The 19,478-nt window shown below is 37.6% G+C and carries 19 protein-coding genes; 16 read left to right on the top strand and 3 right to left on the bottom strand.

Features of this window, described 5'->3' with window-relative positions:
• From ACFIKR_RS04255 to ACFIKR_RS04180, 16 genes are all read left to right on the top strand, one after another.
• On the top strand, nt 1-381 hold a 381-nt coding region (locus ACFIKR_RS04255; protein WP_375658960.1), incomplete at its 5' end, for a YadA-like family protein.
• On the top strand, nt 378-980 hold the full coding sequence (locus ACFIKR_RS04250) for an invasion associated locus B family protein (RefSeq protein WP_273787751.1): 603 nt from the start codon (nt 378-380) through the stop codon (nt 978-980). The genes ACFIKR_RS04255 and ACFIKR_RS04250, both read left to right, overlap by 4 nt.
• A gap of 923 nt (nt 981-1,903) precedes the next feature.
• Complete coding sequence (locus tag ACFIKR_RS04245; RefSeq protein ID WP_375658959.1) at nt 1,904-3,214, top strand: Ppx/GppA phosphatase family protein; 1,311 nt, start codon at nt 1,904-1,906, stop codon at nt 3,212-3,214.
• Nucleotides 3,215-3,243: 29 nt separating this feature from the next.
• The gene (locus ACFIKR_RS04240) at nt 3,244-3,972 is read left to right on the top strand and encodes an RlmE family RNA methyltransferase (protein ID WP_273790641.1); all 729 of its coding nucleotides are present in this window, start codon (nt 3,244-3,246) and stop codon (nt 3,970-3,972) included.
• A 172-nt stretch (nt 3,973-4,144) separates the two neighbouring features.
• Nucleotides 4,145-5,170: a GTPase ObgE gene (gene obgE, locus ACFIKR_RS04235; protein WP_012754573.1), complete on the top strand. Its 1,026-nt coding sequence runs from the start codon at nt 4,145-4,147 to the stop codon at nt 5,168-5,170.
• Between the two features lies 1 nt (nt 5,171).
• Nucleotides 5,172-6,311: a glutamate 5-kinase gene (gene proB / locus ACFIKR_RS04230; protein ID WP_375658958.1), complete on the top strand. Its 1,140-nt coding sequence runs from the start codon at nt 5,172-5,174 to the stop codon at nt 6,309-6,311.
• Nucleotides 6,312-6,356: 45 nt separating this feature from the next.
• Nucleotides 6,357-7,613 (top strand): glutamate-5-semialdehyde dehydrogenase, encoded by a 1,257-nt coding sequence (locus ACFIKR_RS04225; protein ID WP_375658957.1) that lies wholly within the window; start codon nt 6,357-6,359, stop codon nt 7,611-7,613.
• Between the two features lie 29 nt (nt 7,614-7,642).
• Nucleotides 7,643-8,236 carry a nicotinate-nucleotide adenylyltransferase gene (locus tag ACFIKR_RS04220; protein WP_012754576.1) on the top strand — a complete coding sequence of 198 codons (594 nt, stop codon included), beginning with the start codon at nt 7,643-7,645 and terminating at the stop codon, nt 8,234-8,236.
• A 53-nt stretch (nt 8,237-8,289) separates the two neighbouring features.
• On the top strand, nt 8,290-8,733 hold the full coding sequence (gene rsfS, locus ACFIKR_RS04215; protein ID WP_375644657.1) for a ribosome silencing factor: 444 nt from the start codon (nt 8,290-8,292) through the stop codon (nt 8,731-8,733).
• Between the two features lies 1 nt (nt 8,734).
• Nucleotides 8,735-9,217: a 23S rRNA (pseudouridine(1915)-N(3))-methyltransferase RlmH gene (gene rlmH / locus ACFIKR_RS04210; protein WP_375658956.1), complete on the top strand. Its 483-nt coding sequence runs from the start codon at nt 8,735-8,737 to the stop codon at nt 9,215-9,217.
• 96 nt (nt 9,218-9,313) lie between these two features.
• Nucleotides 9,314-10,594, top strand: a complete 1,281-nt coding sequence (locus ACFIKR_RS04205) for a murein hydrolase activator EnvC family protein (protein WP_375658955.1) — start codon at nt 9,314-9,316, stop codon at nt 10,592-10,594.
• Nucleotides 10,584-11,894 carry a S41 family peptidase gene (locus ACFIKR_RS04200; protein WP_375658954.1) on the top strand — a complete coding sequence of 437 codons (1,311 nt, stop codon included), beginning with the start codon at nt 10,584-10,586 and terminating at the stop codon, nt 11,892-11,894. The genes ACFIKR_RS04205 and ACFIKR_RS04200 overlap by 11 nt, the downstream gene beginning before the upstream one ends.
• 39 nt (nt 11,895-11,933) lie before the next feature.
• The gene (locus ACFIKR_RS04195) at nt 11,934-12,455 is read left to right on the top strand and encodes an RNA pyrophosphohydrolase (RefSeq protein WP_375658953.1); all 522 of its coding nucleotides are present in this window, start codon (nt 11,934-11,936) and stop codon (nt 12,453-12,455) included.
• Between the two features lie 99 nt (nt 12,456-12,554).
• Entirely contained in the window at nt 12,555-13,115 is a 561-nt protein-coding gene (locus ACFIKR_RS04190; RefSeq protein WP_375658952.1) for an invasion associated locus B family protein, read from the top strand.
• A gap of 333 nt (nt 13,116-13,448) precedes the next feature.
• Nucleotides 13,449-13,742, top strand: coding sequence for a YggT family protein (locus ACFIKR_RS04185; protein ID WP_375647153.1), 294 nt, complete (start codon nt 13,449-13,451; stop codon nt 13,740-13,742).
• Between the two features lie 22 nt (nt 13,743-13,764).
• Entirely contained in the window at nt 13,765-14,079 is a 315-nt protein-coding gene (locus ACFIKR_RS04180) for a DUF167 domain-containing protein (RefSeq protein ID WP_012754584.1), read from the top strand.
• Nucleotides 14,080-14,133: 54 nt separating this feature from the next.
• Here ACFIKR_RS04180 and ppa read toward each other — a convergent pair whose 3' ends face one another.
• The 3 genes from ppa to mgtE all read right to left on the bottom strand — a co-directional run bounded on the left by ppa (nt 14,134) and on the right by mgtE (nt 19,197).
• A complete protein-coding gene (gene ppa / locus ACFIKR_RS04175; protein ID WP_375658951.1) occupies nt 14,134-14,664 on the bottom strand; it encodes an inorganic diphosphatase in 531 nt (176 codons plus the stop codon).
• 68 nt (nt 14,665-14,732) lie between these two features.
• A complete protein-coding gene (gene typA, locus ACFIKR_RS04170; protein ID WP_375658950.1) occupies nt 14,733-16,559 on the bottom strand; it encodes a translational GTPase TypA in 1,827 nt (608 codons plus the stop codon).
• 1,261 nt (nt 16,560-17,820) lie between these two features.
• A complete protein-coding gene (gene mgtE, locus ACFIKR_RS04165) occupies nt 17,821-19,197 on the bottom strand; it encodes a magnesium transporter (protein WP_375658949.1) in 1,377 nt (458 codons plus the stop codon).
• Nucleotides 19,198-19,478 lie beyond the last annotated feature (281 nt).

Here is a 19,478-nt window from a genome sequence, read left to right as displayed (position 1 = left end):
GAACAGCAGATGAAGACGGTTCTTGAAGATGCGAAGAAATATACGGATGATCAAGTCAATAGTCTTGTCAATAATGGCGTTAACGAGGCAAAATCCTATACGGATATGAAGTTTGAGACGTTAAATTATGCTGTTGAGGATGTCCGAAAAGAAGCAAGACAAGCAGCAGCGATTGGTTTAGCGGTGTCCAACTTACGTTACTATGATATACCAGGATCTTTAAGTGTTTCATTTGGTAGTGGTTTGTGGCGCAGTCAATCCGCATTTGCTATTGGGGCTGGTTATACATCTGAAGATGGAAATATTCGCTCGAATGTATCTATTACGAGTGCTGGAGGTCACTGGGGGATAGGTGCAGGAATTACTCTGAGGTTGAGATGATAATAGAAAAAATGGCTGTTATTGTAAAAAAGAGAAGTATGTTAGTAAAGGTTCTGTTTGCTCTTGCCTTAATAGGCAAGAGCGAAAGCTTTGCTAACGAGAACAATAATATTTATACAGTGCATCCACCGCACTTATCGATACCTAAGGGAGAACCTGGTGAAACACGTCGAATTATTATGCAGTTTTATGACTGGACTTTGATTTGTGACGAAAAACAAAAGCTTAAACATAAGCAAGGTATATGTAATGTAACACAGACTGTTCATGATCAAGAAGGAAATACCATTTTTAGTTGGTCTCTTGTGTCTACGACAAGTGGTCAAGCAGTGATGCTTTTTCGAACATTACCAAATTCTGATATAAATGTTCCGATTCAAATGTTTGTAAAAGGTGTTAAAAAACCTGTTCTTATTCATTATACGCAATGCAATGAAACCGTTTGTTTGGCACAATCGCCTGTAGGTCCGGTTTTGACTAAACAAATAGAGCAGGACAATAAAGTACGTATTTCCTATAAACTTAAAGAAGGAAAGGTATTTTCTTTTACTGTACCATTTAAAGGGTTAAATGCGGCACTTAATTCTTTACGTCCTTAGAATCCATCGAGTATTTTTAAAAAGAGTCATTTTTTCATAAATCGTTGTATTATATTTTTGAGTGTAAATTATAAGGTCAAATAAGTAAGAATTTTTATATAATATGACATCGAGCTGATTTATTGGAAAGAGTGAGAGTTTTATGAATATAAAGTCACAATAAGTTCTTTATATGTAATAGAAAATAAAGTTAGCATTTTCCATAAAGCTTAAAGAGTGATTTCGTGAGTTATTAGAAGTAAAAAAGATTAGAAATACTCGATTTAAAATAACTAAAAAGATAGCTTCCTTATAATAATAAGTAGGCTAAATTCTTTTTTAAAGCTTTAAATGGATTTTTAGAGCGGTCTGATTAAGCATTAATATTTTTCAGATAAATTTATAATCCTAGAGAATTTTTTGAACGATAGTTTTAATTGGTATTCACAAAATAATAGCTATTGTAATTGCATTTTGTAGTACTACGGAACTTTTATTCCAGCATAATCAAAGCCATTTTATTGCATACAACAACGAGGCTCGTGTGTGGATAACGAGATTGAATTTTTTTTTATAGACCGTACTAATTGTATAGGTTGTTGTGACCTTAAGAGTCAGCAAATAGTATGATAATGTAGGTTTGTTACAATAGAGGTGTGCTCCGTGTAAATGGTATAAAGAAAAGAAAAAAAATTATAAAATTGATGCGAACGTAAACGATTAATTTATAGTTTTAAGTTCATAAAGAGAAGCATGATTTCACGGAAACAACCAAAAGATTATACAAAAATCTGAATGATGCTAGTGTAGAAAATTTTAATGATAGGCAAAGAAAGAATGATTTCTTGTATTTATCATTTGATGCTGCATTATTGCTTTATTTAGGAATGAGAAGAAGAGTTTTCGCGTTTATTTATTGGGGGAACGCTCAAGGGATAAGAGAAATGACCCCGTTAAACTATGGTTCAAAAGAGTTAAAGCGAGGAGAAATATACGATACCAAAGCAGATCAGTTGTATGATCAGTGCGGTAGTAATACAAATAATCGTTCTGCATTGTCACGAACAGAGGCATACTCTGTCTTTGTTGATATAAAGAGACAACAGAGAAAAAAACATTATGAACAGAAACAGGCTTTTATTCAATCTGAGACAGCTTTTGAGTTTCATAGTCAGATAATGATAGGTGCTCAAAAAACAAAAAAACTCAAAGCGCCTTTTCTTCGACGGTTCCCTCCAGTAAAATCTCCACCTCTTTATGCAGCACTTGATCTCGGAACGAATAATTGTCGTCTTCTTATCGCATCTCCCAGTAAACCTGGATATTTTCATGTTGTTGATGCTTTTTCTCGTATTGTAAGATTGGGAGAAGGTTTAATAAATAACGGTTTTCTTAATACACGAGCTATGGATCGTGCGATTGAAGCATTAAAGATTTGTCATTTAAAGCTAAAACAAAGGCATATTAAGCGTTATCGCTTGATTGCAACAGAAGCTTGTCGTTCTGCAGAAAATGGTAGACATTTTATTCAGCGTGTTTTGGAGGAGACAGGTCTTGAATTGGAAATTGTTGATCGGCAAACAGAAGCGCGTTTTGCTGTTACAGGGTGTAGTACACTTGTTGAACCAAATACTGACGCAATTGTGCTTTTTGATATTGGAGGGGGATCATCAGAAATTGTGCTACTTGATGTTTCTCAAAAGCGTTCTTTTCGTTTAGCTAGGCAAATTATTGCTTGGACTTCTCTTCCTGTTGGTGTTGTTACGCTTGCTGAACGTTTTGGAGGGAATGATATTAGCTTAGACGATTTTGAAAAAATGAAAAGCTATGTGCGAGGGTTATTAAATAATTTTTCAGATCGTCATAAATTAGGAGAGTTAGCGCAAGGTTCGAAGTTTCATCTTTTGGGAACCTCCGGTACGGTTACGACTTTAGCAGGAATGTATCTTAATTTAGAGCGTTATGATAGGAAAAAAGTGGATGGCATTTGGATGAATGATGCAGACATTACTCTTATGACACAACGCCTATTATCATGGGATATAGAAAAACGTGTCGTAAGTCCTTTTATTGGGCGCGAGAGAGCAGATTTAGTTTTAGCTGGTTGTGCAATTTTAGATGTTATTCGGGAAGTTTGGCCAAGTCAGCGTTTAAGAGTTGCTGATCGTGGATTAAGGGAAGGAATTTTGATAGAGCTGATGTTACGCGATGGGGTATGGTGTCGTCATAGAAAGAGCGGAGATTTAAAGCGTTAGAGAATTAAATATGGAGACAATGAATAACGATGAAAAAAACAACAAAAACACCGAGGGGTGGCTACGGAGGTTCAGGGTCACATGAATTATATCAGCGCGTAAAAAAGAAAGCAGGAACCATTAAAGCTTCATCACGACGATGGTTAGAGAGGCATCTGAATGATCCTTATGTCCATCAATCAAAAGTAGATGGTTATCGTTCGCGTGCGGCTTATAAACTCATTGAAATTAATGAGCGTTATAGGTTTTTGAAAAAAGGTCAAAAGGTTATTGATCTAGGAGCAGCACCTGGGGGATGGTGTCAGGTGGCTGAGCGTATAGTAGGGTCAAGTGATGAAGATCCTAGCGTTGTTGGTATTGATTATTTACATGTTGATCCATTGCCTAGAGTTGCCATGTTGGAAATGGATTTTTTGCATACAGATGCACCGCAGAAATTAATTGAAACTTTAGGGACAAAACCGGATGTGGTTCTTTCTGATATGGCAGCGCCAACAACAGGTCATCGTCAGACGGATCATTTAAGAACGATTTATTTATGTGAAGTTGCGGCTGATTTTGCTCTTTCGGTTCTTAAGCCTGGGGGACATTTTTTAGCAAAGGCTTTTCAAGGAGGAGCAGAAAACACTCTTCTCACGATACTAAAACAGCATTTTAAAAAAGTCTATCATGTTAAACCGCCTGCAAGCCGATCAGAATCAGTAGAGCTTTATCTTCTAGCACTTGAATTTAAGGGAAAAACAAAAATACAAGAATAGCGCCTTCTTTTAAGAAGATTTAACTTTACTTAACCTATTTAGATGTGATGATTTTTTCTCAAAGAGTTATCGGCGATATTGACAGTTTTTCTGTTATCAATGATGAAAAACTGGTAAAACTAATGTATTGCCTATAGAGGTAGAGAGATTGATTCCTCAGAGAGTGCTTCCAATGAAATTTCTTGATCAAGCTAAGGTTTATATTCGTTCTGGTAATGGAGGTTCTGGAGCAGTATCATTTCGTCGTGAAAAATTCATAGAATTTGGGGGACCTGATGGGGGGAATGGAGGACGGGGTGGTGATGTTTGGGCTCTTGTTGTTGATGGGCTTAACACGCTGATTGATTATCGCTACCAACAGCATTTTAAAGCAAAAACAGGGGGGCATGGCAAGGGTCGTAATATGACGGGTGAAAAGGGTGACGATGTCATCCTTAAAGTTCCGGTTGGGACGCAAATTTTTGAAGAAGATAATACAACGTTAATCTGTGATTTAACGGAAGTGGGACAGCGCTATCGTCTTGCAAAAGGAGGGAATGGCGGTTTTGGTAATCTTCATTTTACAACATCGACAAATCGGGCACCGCGTCGTGCAAATCCAGGTTTGGCTGGAGAAGAGCGCGCAGTATGGCTTCGCTTGAAATTAATTGCTGATGCTGGGCTTGTTGGTTTACCTAATGCTGGAAAATCAACTTTTTTAGCTTCTGTAACGGCTGCAAAACCAAAAGTTGCAGATTATCCTTTTACCACTCTACATCCTCATCTTGGTGTTGTACGTATTGATGGTCGTGAATTTGTTTTGGCTGATATTCCAGGATTAATTGAAGGAGCGCATGAAGGTGTGGGAATTGGAGATCGTTTTTTAGGACATGTAGAACGTTGTCGCGTACTGCTTCATCTGATTTCTTCTCAAGAAGAAGATGTAGCAAAAGCATATCAAATTGTGCGTCATGAACTTGAGGCATATGGAAATAATCTAAGTGATAAGACTGAAATTGTCGCTTTAAGCCAGATAGATACTCTGACAATTGAAGAGCGTAAAACGAAACAAGAAGCTTTGCAAAGAGCTGCGGGTCAACCTGTTATGATGTTTTCTGCGGTTAGCCGCGAAGGTTTAGAAAATGTGCTGCGGGCTGGTGCACATATTATTGAAATGTCACGCAAAGAGGAGATCAGTGGGGATAGCAAGGTTGATTGAGATGGCTGTTGGATCGCAAAAACTTACACACTATAAACGTATTGTGGTCAAGATTGGATCTGCCCTTTTGGTTGATCCTCAGACAGGTTTACGGGTTGAATGGCTTAAAAGCTTGATCAGTGATGTTGTTGAATTGCACAAAAAAGGCGTAGAGATATTGTTGGTGTCTTCAGGCGCTATTGCTTTAGGAAGGACATTGCTACAGCTTCCTAAGGGCGTTTTGAAATTGGAAGAAAGTCAGGCATGTGCTGCTTTGGGGCAAATTGAGTTAGCAAAAACCTATGGTGATGCGCTTGCTCAACATGGGCTCAAAACAGGCCAAATTTTGCTCACTTTATTTGATACGGAGGAGCGAAGGCGTTATCTCAATGCACGTGCAACGATTGAGATGCTTTTATATTTGGGAGCTGTGCCTGTTATTAATGAGAATGATACTGTTGCAACAACTGAAATTCGTTATGGTGATAATGATCGTTTAGCTGCACGTGTGGCAACAATGGTGAGGGCAGATCTTTTAATACTTTTATCTGATATTGATGGCCTTTATACAAAGTCTCCCCATAGTGATCCTACGGCTGAATTTATACCTTTTGTTGCATCCATTACGCATGATATCGAAAAAATGGCAGATGTTGCTGCTTCAGAGTTTTCACGGGGAGGAATGAAGACTAAGCTTGATGCCGGAAAAATCGCTAATGCTGCTGGAACGGCGATGATTATCACCTCAGGCAAGCGTATGAATCCCCTTGCTGCAATTGACAAAGGTGAACGCAAGAGTTTTTTTGCGGCAAGTAAGAAATCTGTCAGTGCTTGGAAAACATGGATTTCTGGTCATTTAGATCCATCTGGTGTTTTGACGATTGATCAAGGAGCCATTAGGGCCCTTGAAACAGGAAAATCGTTATTAGCTGCAGGGGTTATTGCCGTTGAGGGAAATTTCCAGCGTGGGGATACGGTTGCAATTGTTGGTACAGATGGAGTTGAGATTGCGCGTGGACTTGTAAGCTATGACAAAGATGAGGCTGTACGCATTATAGGACATAAAAGTGAAGAAATTGAAGCTATTCTTGGGTATGAGGTGCGCTCTGCTATGGTGCATCGTAATGATATGATTGTACGTTGCTTGACCAATTCTGTTTAAAAAAGTTACTTTTGTTTTTATTGTTTTGGCAGAGTGGATGATACGATGACTTTAGAAGAACAAATGAAAGATATGGGACAAAAAGCGCGCTATGCCGCTGCAGCGTTGGCTGTTGCTTCTTCTGAGCAAAAGAACAATGCATTGGAAATGATCGCTTTAAGTCTGGAGGCTCAGTCAGATGAGATTTTACGGGCGAATTGTCAAGATTTAGAGAATGCTGCTCAGAATAATTTGAAAGCTGCAATGATTGATCGGCTAAAATTAGATGACTTGCGTTTACGTGCAATGATAGACAGTGTTCGCCAAGTTGCTCGTTTATCTGATCCTGTTGGACAGGTCATGAGCGCGTGGAAACGTCCAAATGGGCTTCATATAAGTCGTGTACGAACACCTCTTGGTGTGATTGGTATTATTTATGAAAGTCGTCCAAATGTTACAGTTGATGCGAGTTCTTTGTGCTTAAAAGCAGGCAATGCTGCGATTTTGCGTGGTGGTTCGGATAGCTTTCATTCTTCTCATGCTCTTCATGTAGCTTTGGTACAAGGTTTAGAGCGCTCTGGTTTACCCAAAGATGCTATTCAAATGGTTGGAACGACAGATCGCGCTGCCGTTGGGGAAATGCTCAAAGGATTGGATGGAGCGATTGATGTGATCGTACCACGTGGTGGAAAGAGCCTTGTTGCCTGCGTTCAGTCTGATGCACGTGTTCCAATTTTTGCTCATTTGGAGGGACTTTGTCATATTTATATTGATAAATCGGCAGATTTAGATATGGCACGCAATATTGTTTTAAATGCAAAGTTGCGGCGGACAGGGATATGCGGTGCTGTTGAGACTGTTCTCATTGACAGTCAGGCATTAAAAAAGTTTCTTCCTGTTTTAACTGCTTTACAGGAGAAGGGGTGTGAAATTCGTGCTACAGAAGATATTGTTTTTCTTATGCCAGATGTCAAATTAGCTTCTGAAGAAGATTGGTCGCATGAATATCTTGATGCTATTCTTTCTGTTAAAACGGTTGAGGGTGTTGAGGGAGCCATTTCTCATATCAAGCGTTATTCATCAGGACATACGGAATCGATTATTGCTGAGGATTTGGAAGTGGTGAAGAATTTTTTTAATCATTTAGATTCAGCTATTTTGCTGCACAATGCGTCCACACAATTTGCTGATGGAGGTGAATTTGGTTTTGGAATGGAAATTGGTATTGCAACAGGAAAAATGCATGCACGTGGCCCGATAGGTGTTGAACAGCTAACTTCATTTCAATATCATGTTAAAGGAAATGGTCAGGTTAGAGCTTGAGAACACCATTTTTTCCATGGAAAAATTGTATGCCACATGTTGAAAGATCCAATGTTGTGGGTCTTTTTGGTGGTTCCTTTAATCCACCGCATGCAGGGCATCTTCTTGTTGCAAAAATTGCCATTCGGCGTTTGCATCTTGATCAGTTATGGTGGATGATCACTCCAGGAAATCCTTTAAAGGATCGTACACAGTTGCTCTCTTTAGAGGAGAGAATGCAATTAAGTTTTAAACTTATTGACCATCCGAAAATTCGCTTAACAGGTTTTGAACAGGCTATAGGGAGCAAAGTATCAATAGATACAATTTTTCATATTCTTACCCATTACAGTGGCGTAAATTTTGTATGGATTATGGGGGCAGATAGTTTTACGACGATACATCATTGGTATCGATGGCATGATATCGTTTCTATGCTTCCTATTGCGATTATTGATCGTCCTTTAGGCAATCGGTCGGCACTTTCTTCTCCTATGGCACATATTTATCGTCGTTTTCGTTTGGATGAGAGAGAAAGTAAGCGATTACCTTTTATCAAGCCACCAGTTTGGACTTATTTGCATGGACCTTTATCTTTTCAATCTTCAACAAACCTGCGTTTGAAAAAGAATGATTTTTCTTGAACATTTCATAAGATTCTGCTTCTCTTTAGAGAAATCTCTTTTTAGATTCCACAATGATAAGAAAGGATATTGATCTGAAAAATATTGCACATAAACACTCTTACGATAGTATGCCTTCAAAAGAAAAAAAAGTTTTTTCTGTTAGAGAGAGTCTTGAAGTTATTCTCAAGAGCTTAGAAGATACAAAAGCAGAAGATATTGTTGCTATTGATATTCGGGGGAAGTCATCTTTGGCTGATTATATGGTCATAGCTTCAGCAAATTCGCAGCGTCATGTATCTTCTGTTGCTGATCATTTATTACATACTTGGAAAAATAATGGGCAGGGGCTTGCGCGTGTAGAAGGGCTTGCTGGAGGTGATTGGGTATTGATTGATACAGGTGATATTATCATTCATCTTTTTCGTCCAGAAATTCGTCTTTTTTATAATTTAGAAAAAATATGGATGACTCCGGATTTAAACGATACAGCTTTGCTTCTCTTCGGAGATCATTAAAATGCAAATTTCTATTTTTGCGGTTGGTCGTATGAAAAGTGGGGCGGAGCAAAAATTAGTTCAGCATTATTTGGATCGTTTTTCTAAAATTTCTGGAGTTGTAGGCTTTCATTTAAAAAAGTTACAAGAGATACCAGAAAGTCGTGCTCAAACAGCGTGTCAACGTATGGAGGAAGAGGGGAGAAGACTTATTGAATTTTTACCTGAAAAATGTCGATTAATTGTGTTAGATGAGCGTGGAGAATCGATTTCTTCAATTTCTTTTTCTGAAAAATTGAGGTGTTATCGTGATAAAGGCGTTCGAGATGTCGTCATTGCTTTGGGAGGACCTGATGGACATAATGAACAAATAAGGAAGCATGCTGATTTTCTTTTATCTTTTGGTTTGATGACGTGGCCACATCAAATCGCACGTATTCTTCTTACAGAACAACTTTACCGCGCTGTGACGATCGAAAATAATCATCCGTATCACCGTTTTTAATATTTTTGTGCAATTTTTAGCACTTATTTATATATTTATTAATATTGTTTTAGCTGACACCATTTAAAGCATCTCTAATGTATACGATGAGGTGTCATGGTTGGGCAAATGAAAAAGCTTCTTCATAGAAAGATGCTATATTTATATGGGGAGTGTGTGATATTTGTCATTTTGCTCTTGAGTATGTTTTTTTGCTTTTCTGTATCGCATGCGGAAGATACAATGAGGAGTACGGAAGCACATAAAGAATTAGGAGAAATTCGCCAAAACATTTCACTTTCGCGTGAGCGTGTTGCTTTTCTTACGCATCAGGTTGAGCATTTAAAAAAAGATCAACGTGTTTTGAGTGATGCACTCATAAAGGCGGCTAAAGAAGAACGTACAGTAGCAGATGATATTGCTAAAAGGGAAGAAAAGCTTAAAAAAATGATAGAAGAGCGGGTACAAGTCTATCAAAGTTTAAAAAATCGTCGCACTGAATTTGCGGAAGTTCTTGCAATTTTGGAACGTATGGGATTGAATCCGCCTCCTGCTCTTATGATACAGCCAGAGGACGCGTTGGCTTCTATACGTAGTTCTGTTTTATTAGGTACTGTTATTCCTCAGATGCAAGAGAAAACACGAGATTTAACACAGAAACTCAAGGAGTTGACCAATTTGAGTAATTCCATTACTACGGAATATACGGCATTAAAGACAAAACTGCAAAATCAAGCAGAGCAGCGAAAACGTCTAGAGCTTTTATTAGACAAAAAAAACAAACTACAAAAAAAAACAGAAAAAGAACTTACAGAACAGCAACAAAAAAATATTGCTCTTGCTAAAAAAGCGCAGTCTTTGGAAGAATTGATTTTAGAGCTCGACCGTCAGTCAAAACTTAGCTCTGATGCATCAGTACAGGTACGGAAAAGTTTGCAATTGTTAGAACAGTCCAATTTTGAAAGCCGAAAAGGTTCTTTACTTTTTCCTGTTTCAGGAAAAAGAATACATCGCTCTAACAAAAATTCGCAGATTACGCGCTTTGGTGAAACGATAGAAACAGAGTCAGGAGCTGTTGTTATATCACCTGTAGATGCTTTTGTTGCTTTTGCTGGGCCATTTCGTTCTTACGGACAGTTAATTATTCTTAATGTTGGAAATGGTTATCATATTATTCTTACTGGAATGTCGAGAATTAATGTAAAACAGGGGCAGTTTGTCCTTTCTGGTGAGCCTCTGGGTATAATGGAGATGCAATTTATTTCAAACAGTGTTGCATTGGATATAGGAAAAACTTCTCCAATGCTTTACATTGAGTTTAGAAAGCAGGGAAAACCTGTAAATCCAACTCCTTGGTGGCAGACTGAAAAAATAAGAAGGAGCCAAAATGATTCGTAAAGTTATTCTTTTGGTCGCTGGGGTATTGCTCGGCGCCTGTTCAATGATTATGGTGCAGTCTGTTGCTGCGAATAATGAGGATAATGCATATAAAAAACTAGCTATATTTGGCGATGTTTTTGAGCGCGTGCGTATGCAATACGTTACAGTTCCAGATGATAAAAAGCTTATTGAAAATGCTATCAATGGCATGCTCACATCACTGGACCCTCATTCATCTTATTTGAATGCTGAAGAAGCCAAGGATATGCGGGATTCTACGAAAGGAGAGTTCGGAGGTCTTGGTATTGAGGTCACTATGGAAAAAAACTTAATTAAAGTTGTTTCACCAATGGATGATACTCCCGCTTCAAAAGCAGGTATTTTAGCAGGAGACCTTATTTCAAAAATTGATGATGTACAAACGAATGGTCAAACATTGAATGAAGCTGTTAATAAGATGCGAGGTGCTCCTGGAACACCAATTACTTTAACAATTATTCGTTCTGGAGTTGATAAGCCGTTTGAAGTGAAGATTGTTCGTGATATTATCAAGGTAAAAGCGGTGAAATATCGGGTTGAGGGCGACATTGGATATTTAAGGGTTATCCAGTTTTCTGAGCAGACATTGGGTAATCTTCTGGTGGCAATTAAAGATATCCAATCTAAAATTCCTGAAGATAAGCTAAAAGGTTACGTCCTTGATTTGCGGCTTAATCCTGGTGGGCTTTTAGATCAAGCTGTTAATGTTTCGAGTGCTTTTCTCAATAAAGGTGAAATTGTGTCGACTCGTGGGCGAAAAAAGAGTGATGTGATAAGGTTTGATGCGAAGCCAGGAGATGTTATCAATGGAAAACCGCTCATTGTCCTTATTAATGGTGGTTCGGCAAGTGCTTCTGAAATTGTTGCGGGTGCATTACAAGATCATCGTCGTGCAACAATTTTAGGGACGCAGTCTTTTGGTAAAGGATCTGTTCAAACAATTATTCCTTTGGGTGAAAATGGAGCTTTACGCTTAACAACAGCACTTTATTACACGCCATCTGGCACTTCTATTCAAGGAACAGGGATCACGCCTGATATTATTGTAGAGCAACCACTCCCTGAAAAATATAAGGGTTATGATGTAAAAGTTGGTGAGTCTGCATTAAAAGGACATATCAAAGGAAAACGAGAGAGTAATAAAGGATCTGGTTCAGCTGCTTTTGTTCCGAAAGACCCTAAAGATGATATTCAATTGAATGAGGCCTATAAGCTGTTACGAGGTGAAATGGCAAATGCAGCATTTCCACCAGATCCCAATAAGGATGTGTTAAAGTGAGGAATGATATCTATAGCTTGCGATTTTGAGGAATATTAAATGGATGCAGGTATTAATTTGAAGATTCTTCCATATCGCAAATGTGTTGGGATTGTTGTCTTTAATCATGAGGGTAAAGTTTGGGTTGGGCGTCGTTTAATAACGCCTATTCATGCAGAGACCGAGATATCTCATCGTTGGCAGCTTCCTCAAGGAGGGATTGATGAAGATGAAGAACCGTTAGATGCAGCATATCGTGAACTTTATGAAGAAACGGGTATTCGATCTGTAAAGTTGATTAAAGAAGCACAAAATTGGTTCCACTATGATTTTCCACAAGAACTTATTGGGTGTACATTAAGCAATAAATATCGTGGACAAATACAAAAGTGGTTTGCTTTCCAGTTTACGGGAAAGCTTTCTGAAATTGCGATTAATCCGCCACCAGATGGCAATAAAGCGGAATTCGATCAATGGAAATGGATTGATCTAGAAACCCTTCCGTTGATCGCTGTTTCTTTTAAAAAGCATGTCTATATGAAAGTTGTCAGCGAATTTCGAGGTAGCCTTAGACCATTATAAAAGCTATATGATTATGAGAAAGCTTTTTTATTAAGACGCTTTATATCATTTATAAATAATAAACATGTTTCTCTTTTATGTAAAGAACAGGAATATAAAATGAAAAAATTATTTAATTTACTTATAGTTTTTACTCTCTTGAGTATTTCACCTGTTGCATTTGCAACAAATTCAAAAACTCCTGCATCAAAAGATGCGGCAGCGACATTGCCAAATGGAGCTTCTTCTTTGACTGAGACCTACGGTTTGTGGACTATTAACTGTGGTATACAAGAAGGGAAAAGAATTTGTTTTATGCACCGTCAAGAAGTGAATGATCAGGGGCGTGTTGTGGTGGCTATGAGCCTTATTCTCAATGCTGAGGGTGTTGTATCTGGTAATTTAACAGTTCCTTTTGGCATTTTGGTTTCTAAGCCTGTTCGTTTACAAGTTGATGAGGGAAAAGCTGTTATCGAAACTGGTATTCGGACTTGTGTACCAGCAGGTTGCATGGTTCCTGTCGTTTTTGACAAAAATCACGTAGCAGCTTTACGTTCTGGAAAACAGTTAAAATTGGCAATGACAATTGCTGCTGCAGGTGAACCAGCTTTGAATGATTTATTTGTTCAGCTCAATGGTTTTAGCAGTGCTCTTAACCGTTTGACAGCTTTGCAGAAATAATTTTAAAAATAAAATAAAAGCGGCCTTTAAAAGGCCGTTTTTAGTTTGTTTGTTTTCTATATATTAATAATTAAAACGATGAGATTTAAGATTAATCCTATAAGGGATATTCAGATTTTTTGCTGTTTCTTCTATTTTCATATGCTATTTTTAATTTTGATATTTGTTTTCTAGCTGCATCGTCATTAAATAGAGAGATGAAGAATCTAGATGTCTGGTTTTTATTCAAGAAAAAAGAGTATTGAAGTATAAAACCATTTTTTGATACAAAAACCTGCTTTAATGAAGGTTTTCTATACGCTCTTCTGTTTCCTCGATTGAAAGGGATGACGCATGATTTATGCATTGCTTCGGACGATTGATTTGATTTTTAATATTTATATTGATATTTTAATCGCTAGTGTCATTTTTTCTTGGCTTTATGTCTTTAATATCATAAATTCGCGCAATCGCTTTGTTGTTTTGATAGGAAGCTTTCTAAATCGTCTTACAAATCCGGTTCTAAGCCGTGTCCGGCAAATTTTACCAAATTTTGGAACAATTGATATTTCACCTATTGTAGTGTTCATTATTATTTATTTTATTCGTACTTTCATGTGGCGCGTTTACGCAAACATGTATTTATAGAAATATTACTTGAGGCGAATACATGTTTTATCAAGTTGATAAAAATAACTTGATTTTGTTTGTATATCTCATTCCCAAATCATCCGTTGACAAAATAATAGGGGTTGAATGTAGGGATGGTGAAAAACAATATCTGGTTATACGCCTTCGTGCTGTTCCTGAAGATGGAAAAGCGAATAAAGCTCTCATTAAATTTCTTGCGAAGCAGTGGAAAATACCATCTTCTTCTATTTCTCTGAAAAACGGTGCAATATCTCGCTACAAACAACTTTACTTTTCAACACATTTAGAAGAGCTAAAGCAGATATGGCAATCCTTTAGAGATTGCATCTCGTAGAAAAAATAAATAATAAAGCCTATTAAAAAAACAGGCTTTATTTTATTAAAATCGTTATATTTTTTTATTGCGCTCAACAGCTTTCTTAATTAATTCATGAGCAAAGTTTTTATCACGCCATCCTTCAATTTTAGCCCATTTTCCAGGTTCCAGATCTTTGTAATGCTTGAAGAAATGTTCAATTTGTTTGAGTGTAATCTCGGGAAGATCTGTATAGTCATGAATATTAATATAGCGTTTTGTTAATTTTGGAGTGGGAATGGCAATAATTTTTTCATCTTTACCACCATCATCTTCCATCATCAGAGCTCCGATGGGGCAAACATTGATAACACAACCAGGCATAAGTGGACGGGTATTACAGATAATGACATCAATAGGATCACCATCATCTGAAAGTGTATGAGGGACAAAACCGTAATTTCCAGGATAAACCATTGATGTATGAAGAAAACGGTCAACAAATAATGCGCCCGACTTTTTATCCATTTCATATTTTATTGGTTGACCACCAAGGGAGACTTCCACAATAACGTTAATATCTTCTGGTGGATTTTTGCCTACAGGTATTTCCTTAATATTCATAGAGACATCCTTTCTGAGATATAGTGAGGCTCAATACAATTAAATATTTTACCAAAGAGATTATGAAATTAGCCTAAATTTGATGCACGTGTTTTTTCAAAACGTTTACGTTCATTAGGATCAAGATAGAGTTTGCGGAGACGAATATTTTTAGGAGTTACCTCCACAAGTTCATCATCTTGTATCCACGATAAGGCACGTTCTAATGTCATTCTAATGGGAGGCGTTAGCTTTACGGCTTCATCTTTTCCGGAAGCGCGCATATTGGTGAGTTTTTTTCCTTTTAACACATTAACTTCTAGGTCATTATCTCGTGAGTGGATGCCAATAATCATACCTTGATAGACTTTCACACCCGCATCGATGATCATAGGTCCACGATCTTCAAGATTAAAAAGGGCATAAGCGACAGATTCACCATTGTCATTTGAAATCATAACACCATTAACGCGACCAGCAATGTCTCCTTTATAAGGTTCATAAGCATGGAAAAGGCGATTCATAATTGCTGTACCACGTGTGTCCGTTAAAAGTTCAGATTGATAACCAATGAGTCCTCTGGTTGGCGCATAAAAAACAAGTCGGACACGATTACCCCCAGAAGGGCGTAATTCCACCATTTCGCCCTTACGTTCAGACATTTTTTGTACAACAGTACCGGAATATTCTTCATCAACATCGATAACAACTTCTTCGATTGGTTCAAGAGTTATTCCATTTTCATCTTTTTGCATAACAACACGTGGGCGTGAAACACTAAGCTCAAATCCTTCACGGCGCATATTTTCAATGAGAACTGCAAGTTGTAATTCTCCTCGTCCTGAAACGTAGAAAGAATCTTTATCGGCTGATTCTTCAATTTTAAGAGCGACATTGCCTTCTGCTTCTTTTAACAATCGGTCACGAATGACACGACTTGTTACTTTATCGCCTTCAGTTCCAGCAAGAGGACTGTCGTTGACGAGAAAACTCATAGTAACAGTAGGAGGATCAATTGGTTGGGCAGTAAGGGGTTCATTAACAGTAGGGTCACAGAAAGTATCAGCAACGGTACCTTTTTGTAGACCTGCAATCGCAACAATATCACCAGCGCTTCCTTCTTCAATGGGTTGCCGTTCTAAGCCACGAAATGCCAAAATCTTTGAAATACGCCCAGTTTCTAAAAGTTTTCCATCTTGTCCAAGAACCTTGACATTTTGGTTGGGTTTTAGAGAGCCAGAATGAATCCGCCCTGTAATAATTCGTCCCAAAAACGGATCCGCTTCAAGAATAGTTCCAATCATGCGAAACGGTCCTTCTGCTACACTAGGATAAGGGACATGCTGCGTCACAAGATCAAATAAAGGACCTAATCCCTGATCTTTTGGTCCCTCGGGGGTTTCAGCCATCCATCCATCGCGTCCAGATCCATAAAGAATAGGAAAATCAAGCTGTTCATCGGTTGCATCAAGAGCAGCGAAAAGGTCAAAAACCTCATTAATGACTTCATCAACGCGTGCATCAGGTCGGTCAATTTTATTAATAGCAACAATAGGGCGCAATCCCACTTTCAATGCTTTGCCAACGACAAATTTTGTTTGTGGCATTGGTCCTTCAGCAGCATCAACAAGTACAATGGCTCCATCAACCATATTTAGAATGCGTTCAACTTCTCCACCAAAGTCGGCGTGCCCTGGTGTATCAACAATATTAATTCGAGTATCTTTCCAAACAACAGATGTCACTTTCGCTAGGATTGTAATTCCGCGTTCTTTTTCAATATCGTTTGAATCCATCATACGTTCACTTGTACGCTGATTATCACGGAAGTTTCCTGATTGCTTGAGTAGTCCGTCAACAAGAGTTGTTTTCCCATGGTCAACGTGGGCAATGATGGCAATGTTACGCAATTGCATAAATTTTCTTCTTTTCGTTTAATGAAATTTCATTTGAGGCAAAGTCTTTACATTCTTTGCCTGACTATTACAAAACCTTTTACATGTTTTTTTATAATTTTGGAAGATGGAGGTAATATTTTTATGGTAAAACTATTCATCCAAGTCTTTAAGGCTCTATTAAGCTTCAATTGCTGGAGCTTCGTAAAAAGTTTTTTATAGTACGGATGTTCTATTCTCGAGCTAAGAATTGTCCATAAAAATCACTGTCAATTTGATTTTTATCAATATGATGTAAGGAATTTATATGAACGCTTGTAAGAATAAGTAAGTATAAAGCTAGCTGTATTATTGTTGTTTTGCAAAGAGATTGATAAAAATCCGGAATATCTCTCAATCCATAGCCAATTTATTGACAACTGTACGACATTTTTATTCTAATAAAGCTTTTCTTATTCTATAACTTGTCAATCAAAATCCAGATCTAATGCAGCCGTGTATTTGAGGTAAATATTGAGACGATTAAGCATTTTATAAGAAGTTCTAGCTTTTGTATGCCAGATTGGGTCAAGAGTTATATCTGTTTTATTTATTTATGAAACCGGAATACAGTCTTATTTAGAAAGAATATGAAGGCATCAAAAGAAATTCTTATCTTTGCCGTTAAGCCAAATTTATGATTTCAAAAGCATCTAAGCAATATCTTTAAACCATGGGGATAGTGCATTGCCTCACACTTTTGCTAATCGCATTCTCTAATAGGAATATGCATTTCATGCCAAACAGAACACTTTAAACAGAATACACTTGTTGTTGCATATTCATGTACTTAAGAGAGATGTCTGAACGTACACTACATCTATTCTATGATAGGGCTCATAAATGATATAATATACGCAAATAGTATACTATCAACACCGTTGTGAAGAAATATAAAGCCTATTAAGCATATCATTATTATTCTTTCTCAGCTGTCAATATTGCAACAGTTTTTGATACGAGAGAGAGGATATAAAAAGTATTTAATTTCTTTCTTGAATAGTTTTTAGCTATATACCAATCTCGTTTGTGACAGGCAAGAAGATAACTTTAATTCATTTAATATGAGAAGCTTTATGATGAGGCAAATTTACGATATTCGGAGTTGTTATTCAATAAAAATAATCAATTGTCTATGGAGCAGTGCGCTAGAAAACAAATTAATGGAGCTTATTCTCTTCTGGAAAGATCTTAGGTTACATGACAAAGTCTTTCCAGAAGAGAGAGTTTTTACTTTACATGTTTAAAGAAGAGTTCCTGACAAAATGATGGAAGCTACAGAAAAATAGATTATAATGCCCATGACATCTACTAAAGTTGCCACAAAAGGCGCAGAAGCACTTGCTGGATCAAATTTTAAACCTTTAAGAATAAAAGGCAGCATAGATCCAGAAAGAGAACCAAAGGTAACAATTCCGACTAAAGCTGTACCCACTGTTGTTGAAACAGCAATCCAATGTTGACCATAGTCGTAGATACCGAATTGTTGCCAAAGAGCAATGCGCGTAATGCCAATAATTCCGAGTAAGAGACCAAGGGATAGTCCTGTTGGAATTTCACGAATGAACACTTTCCACCAGTCTTTCAACGTGAGTTCACGTAAAGCCAATGCACGGATAATAAGGGATGTAGCCTGTGAGCCGGAATTTCCTCCTGAGCTCATAATGAGAGGTATGAACAGTGTAAGAATAATCGCTTTTTCGAGTTCTGTTTCGAAATGTTGCATAGCACTTGCTGTCAGCATTTCACCGACAAAGAGTAAAGCGAGCCATCCGCCACGTTTTTTCATCATTTCAGGAAACTTAATTTGCATATAGGGCTTATTAAGCGCTTCCATACCCCCAAATTTATAGGCATCTTCATTCATCTCATCAACCATAGTATCAAGCACGTCATCGACGGTTACAATGCCAATGACATGGTTACTTTCATCAACTACAGGCACAGAGAGAAGATCATGGCGCTGGAAAAGGCGTGCGATATCTTCATGATCTGTGAAGGGCGATATTGTAATGGGCGAGTCATGGGTAGGGACATTAAGAATTTGTTCATCAGGTGAGGCAAGAATAAGGTTACGCAGTGAAACAGCTTTGAGAAGAATACCTGTTTTAGGGTCAATTACATAGCTGGTATAAACGGTTTCACGTGTTCGCTCGACCTCACGAATGTGATCCAAAGTTTTTTGTATAGTCCAGTTTGAAGGAACGGCTATAAACTCTGTTGTCATCAGTGCCCCTGCTGTATGATCAGGATAACTGGTGAGTTTCTTAAGTTCAGCGCGCGTTAAGGGTTTAAGCAAGGCATAAAGTCGTGTGCGGGTTTCTTTATCCATTTCTTGAAAGACGTCTGCAGCAGCATCGGCAGACATGCCATCAAGAATTTCAACAGCACGATTTATAGGGAGAAGTTCTAGGATGGAAGCAGGTTGCTCAAGCTCGGGTTTATCAAAAAGTTCGATAACATAATCAAGAGGCAGAAGACTAAGAATGGTTACACGTTCCATGATATCGAGGTCATTGATGATATCAATAGAGTCTGCAAAATGCTGATTTTTTAACTTTTCAGCGAGAGCTTCAGGAGAAAAATTTTTGAAGTCGAAGGTCGTTTTAATTTCAGTCATGATAAAGTACCTCCTGAAGAGTTGGAGAGTTGTAAATCTAGATAATAGATGAGATAAAAACAAAAGTTTATGGAAGATTTTAAAAAAACTCCCCAGCTATATTCCCAATTGTTAATATTTGAAGTAAAGTCAAGGGTGAATTATAAGTTATAAACAAGTTTCTGAATCACTAAAACGAGAATACAGCTTAATTTGAGGATAATATAATATAAAAATCAGTTCTGATTTTTAGCATCGTTTCTTTAATGTAGTGTTGTGATTTTCAAAAGAATCTACAACAA

Origin of the sequence: Bartonella sp. MR30HLJHH, from assembly GCF_042194195.1 — a bacterium.
Taxonomy (GTDB): domain Bacteria; phylum Pseudomonadota; class Alphaproteobacteria; order Rhizobiales; family Rhizobiaceae; genus Bartonella; species Bartonella grahamii.
This window is presented reverse-complemented; position numbering and strand designations above follow the sequence as displayed.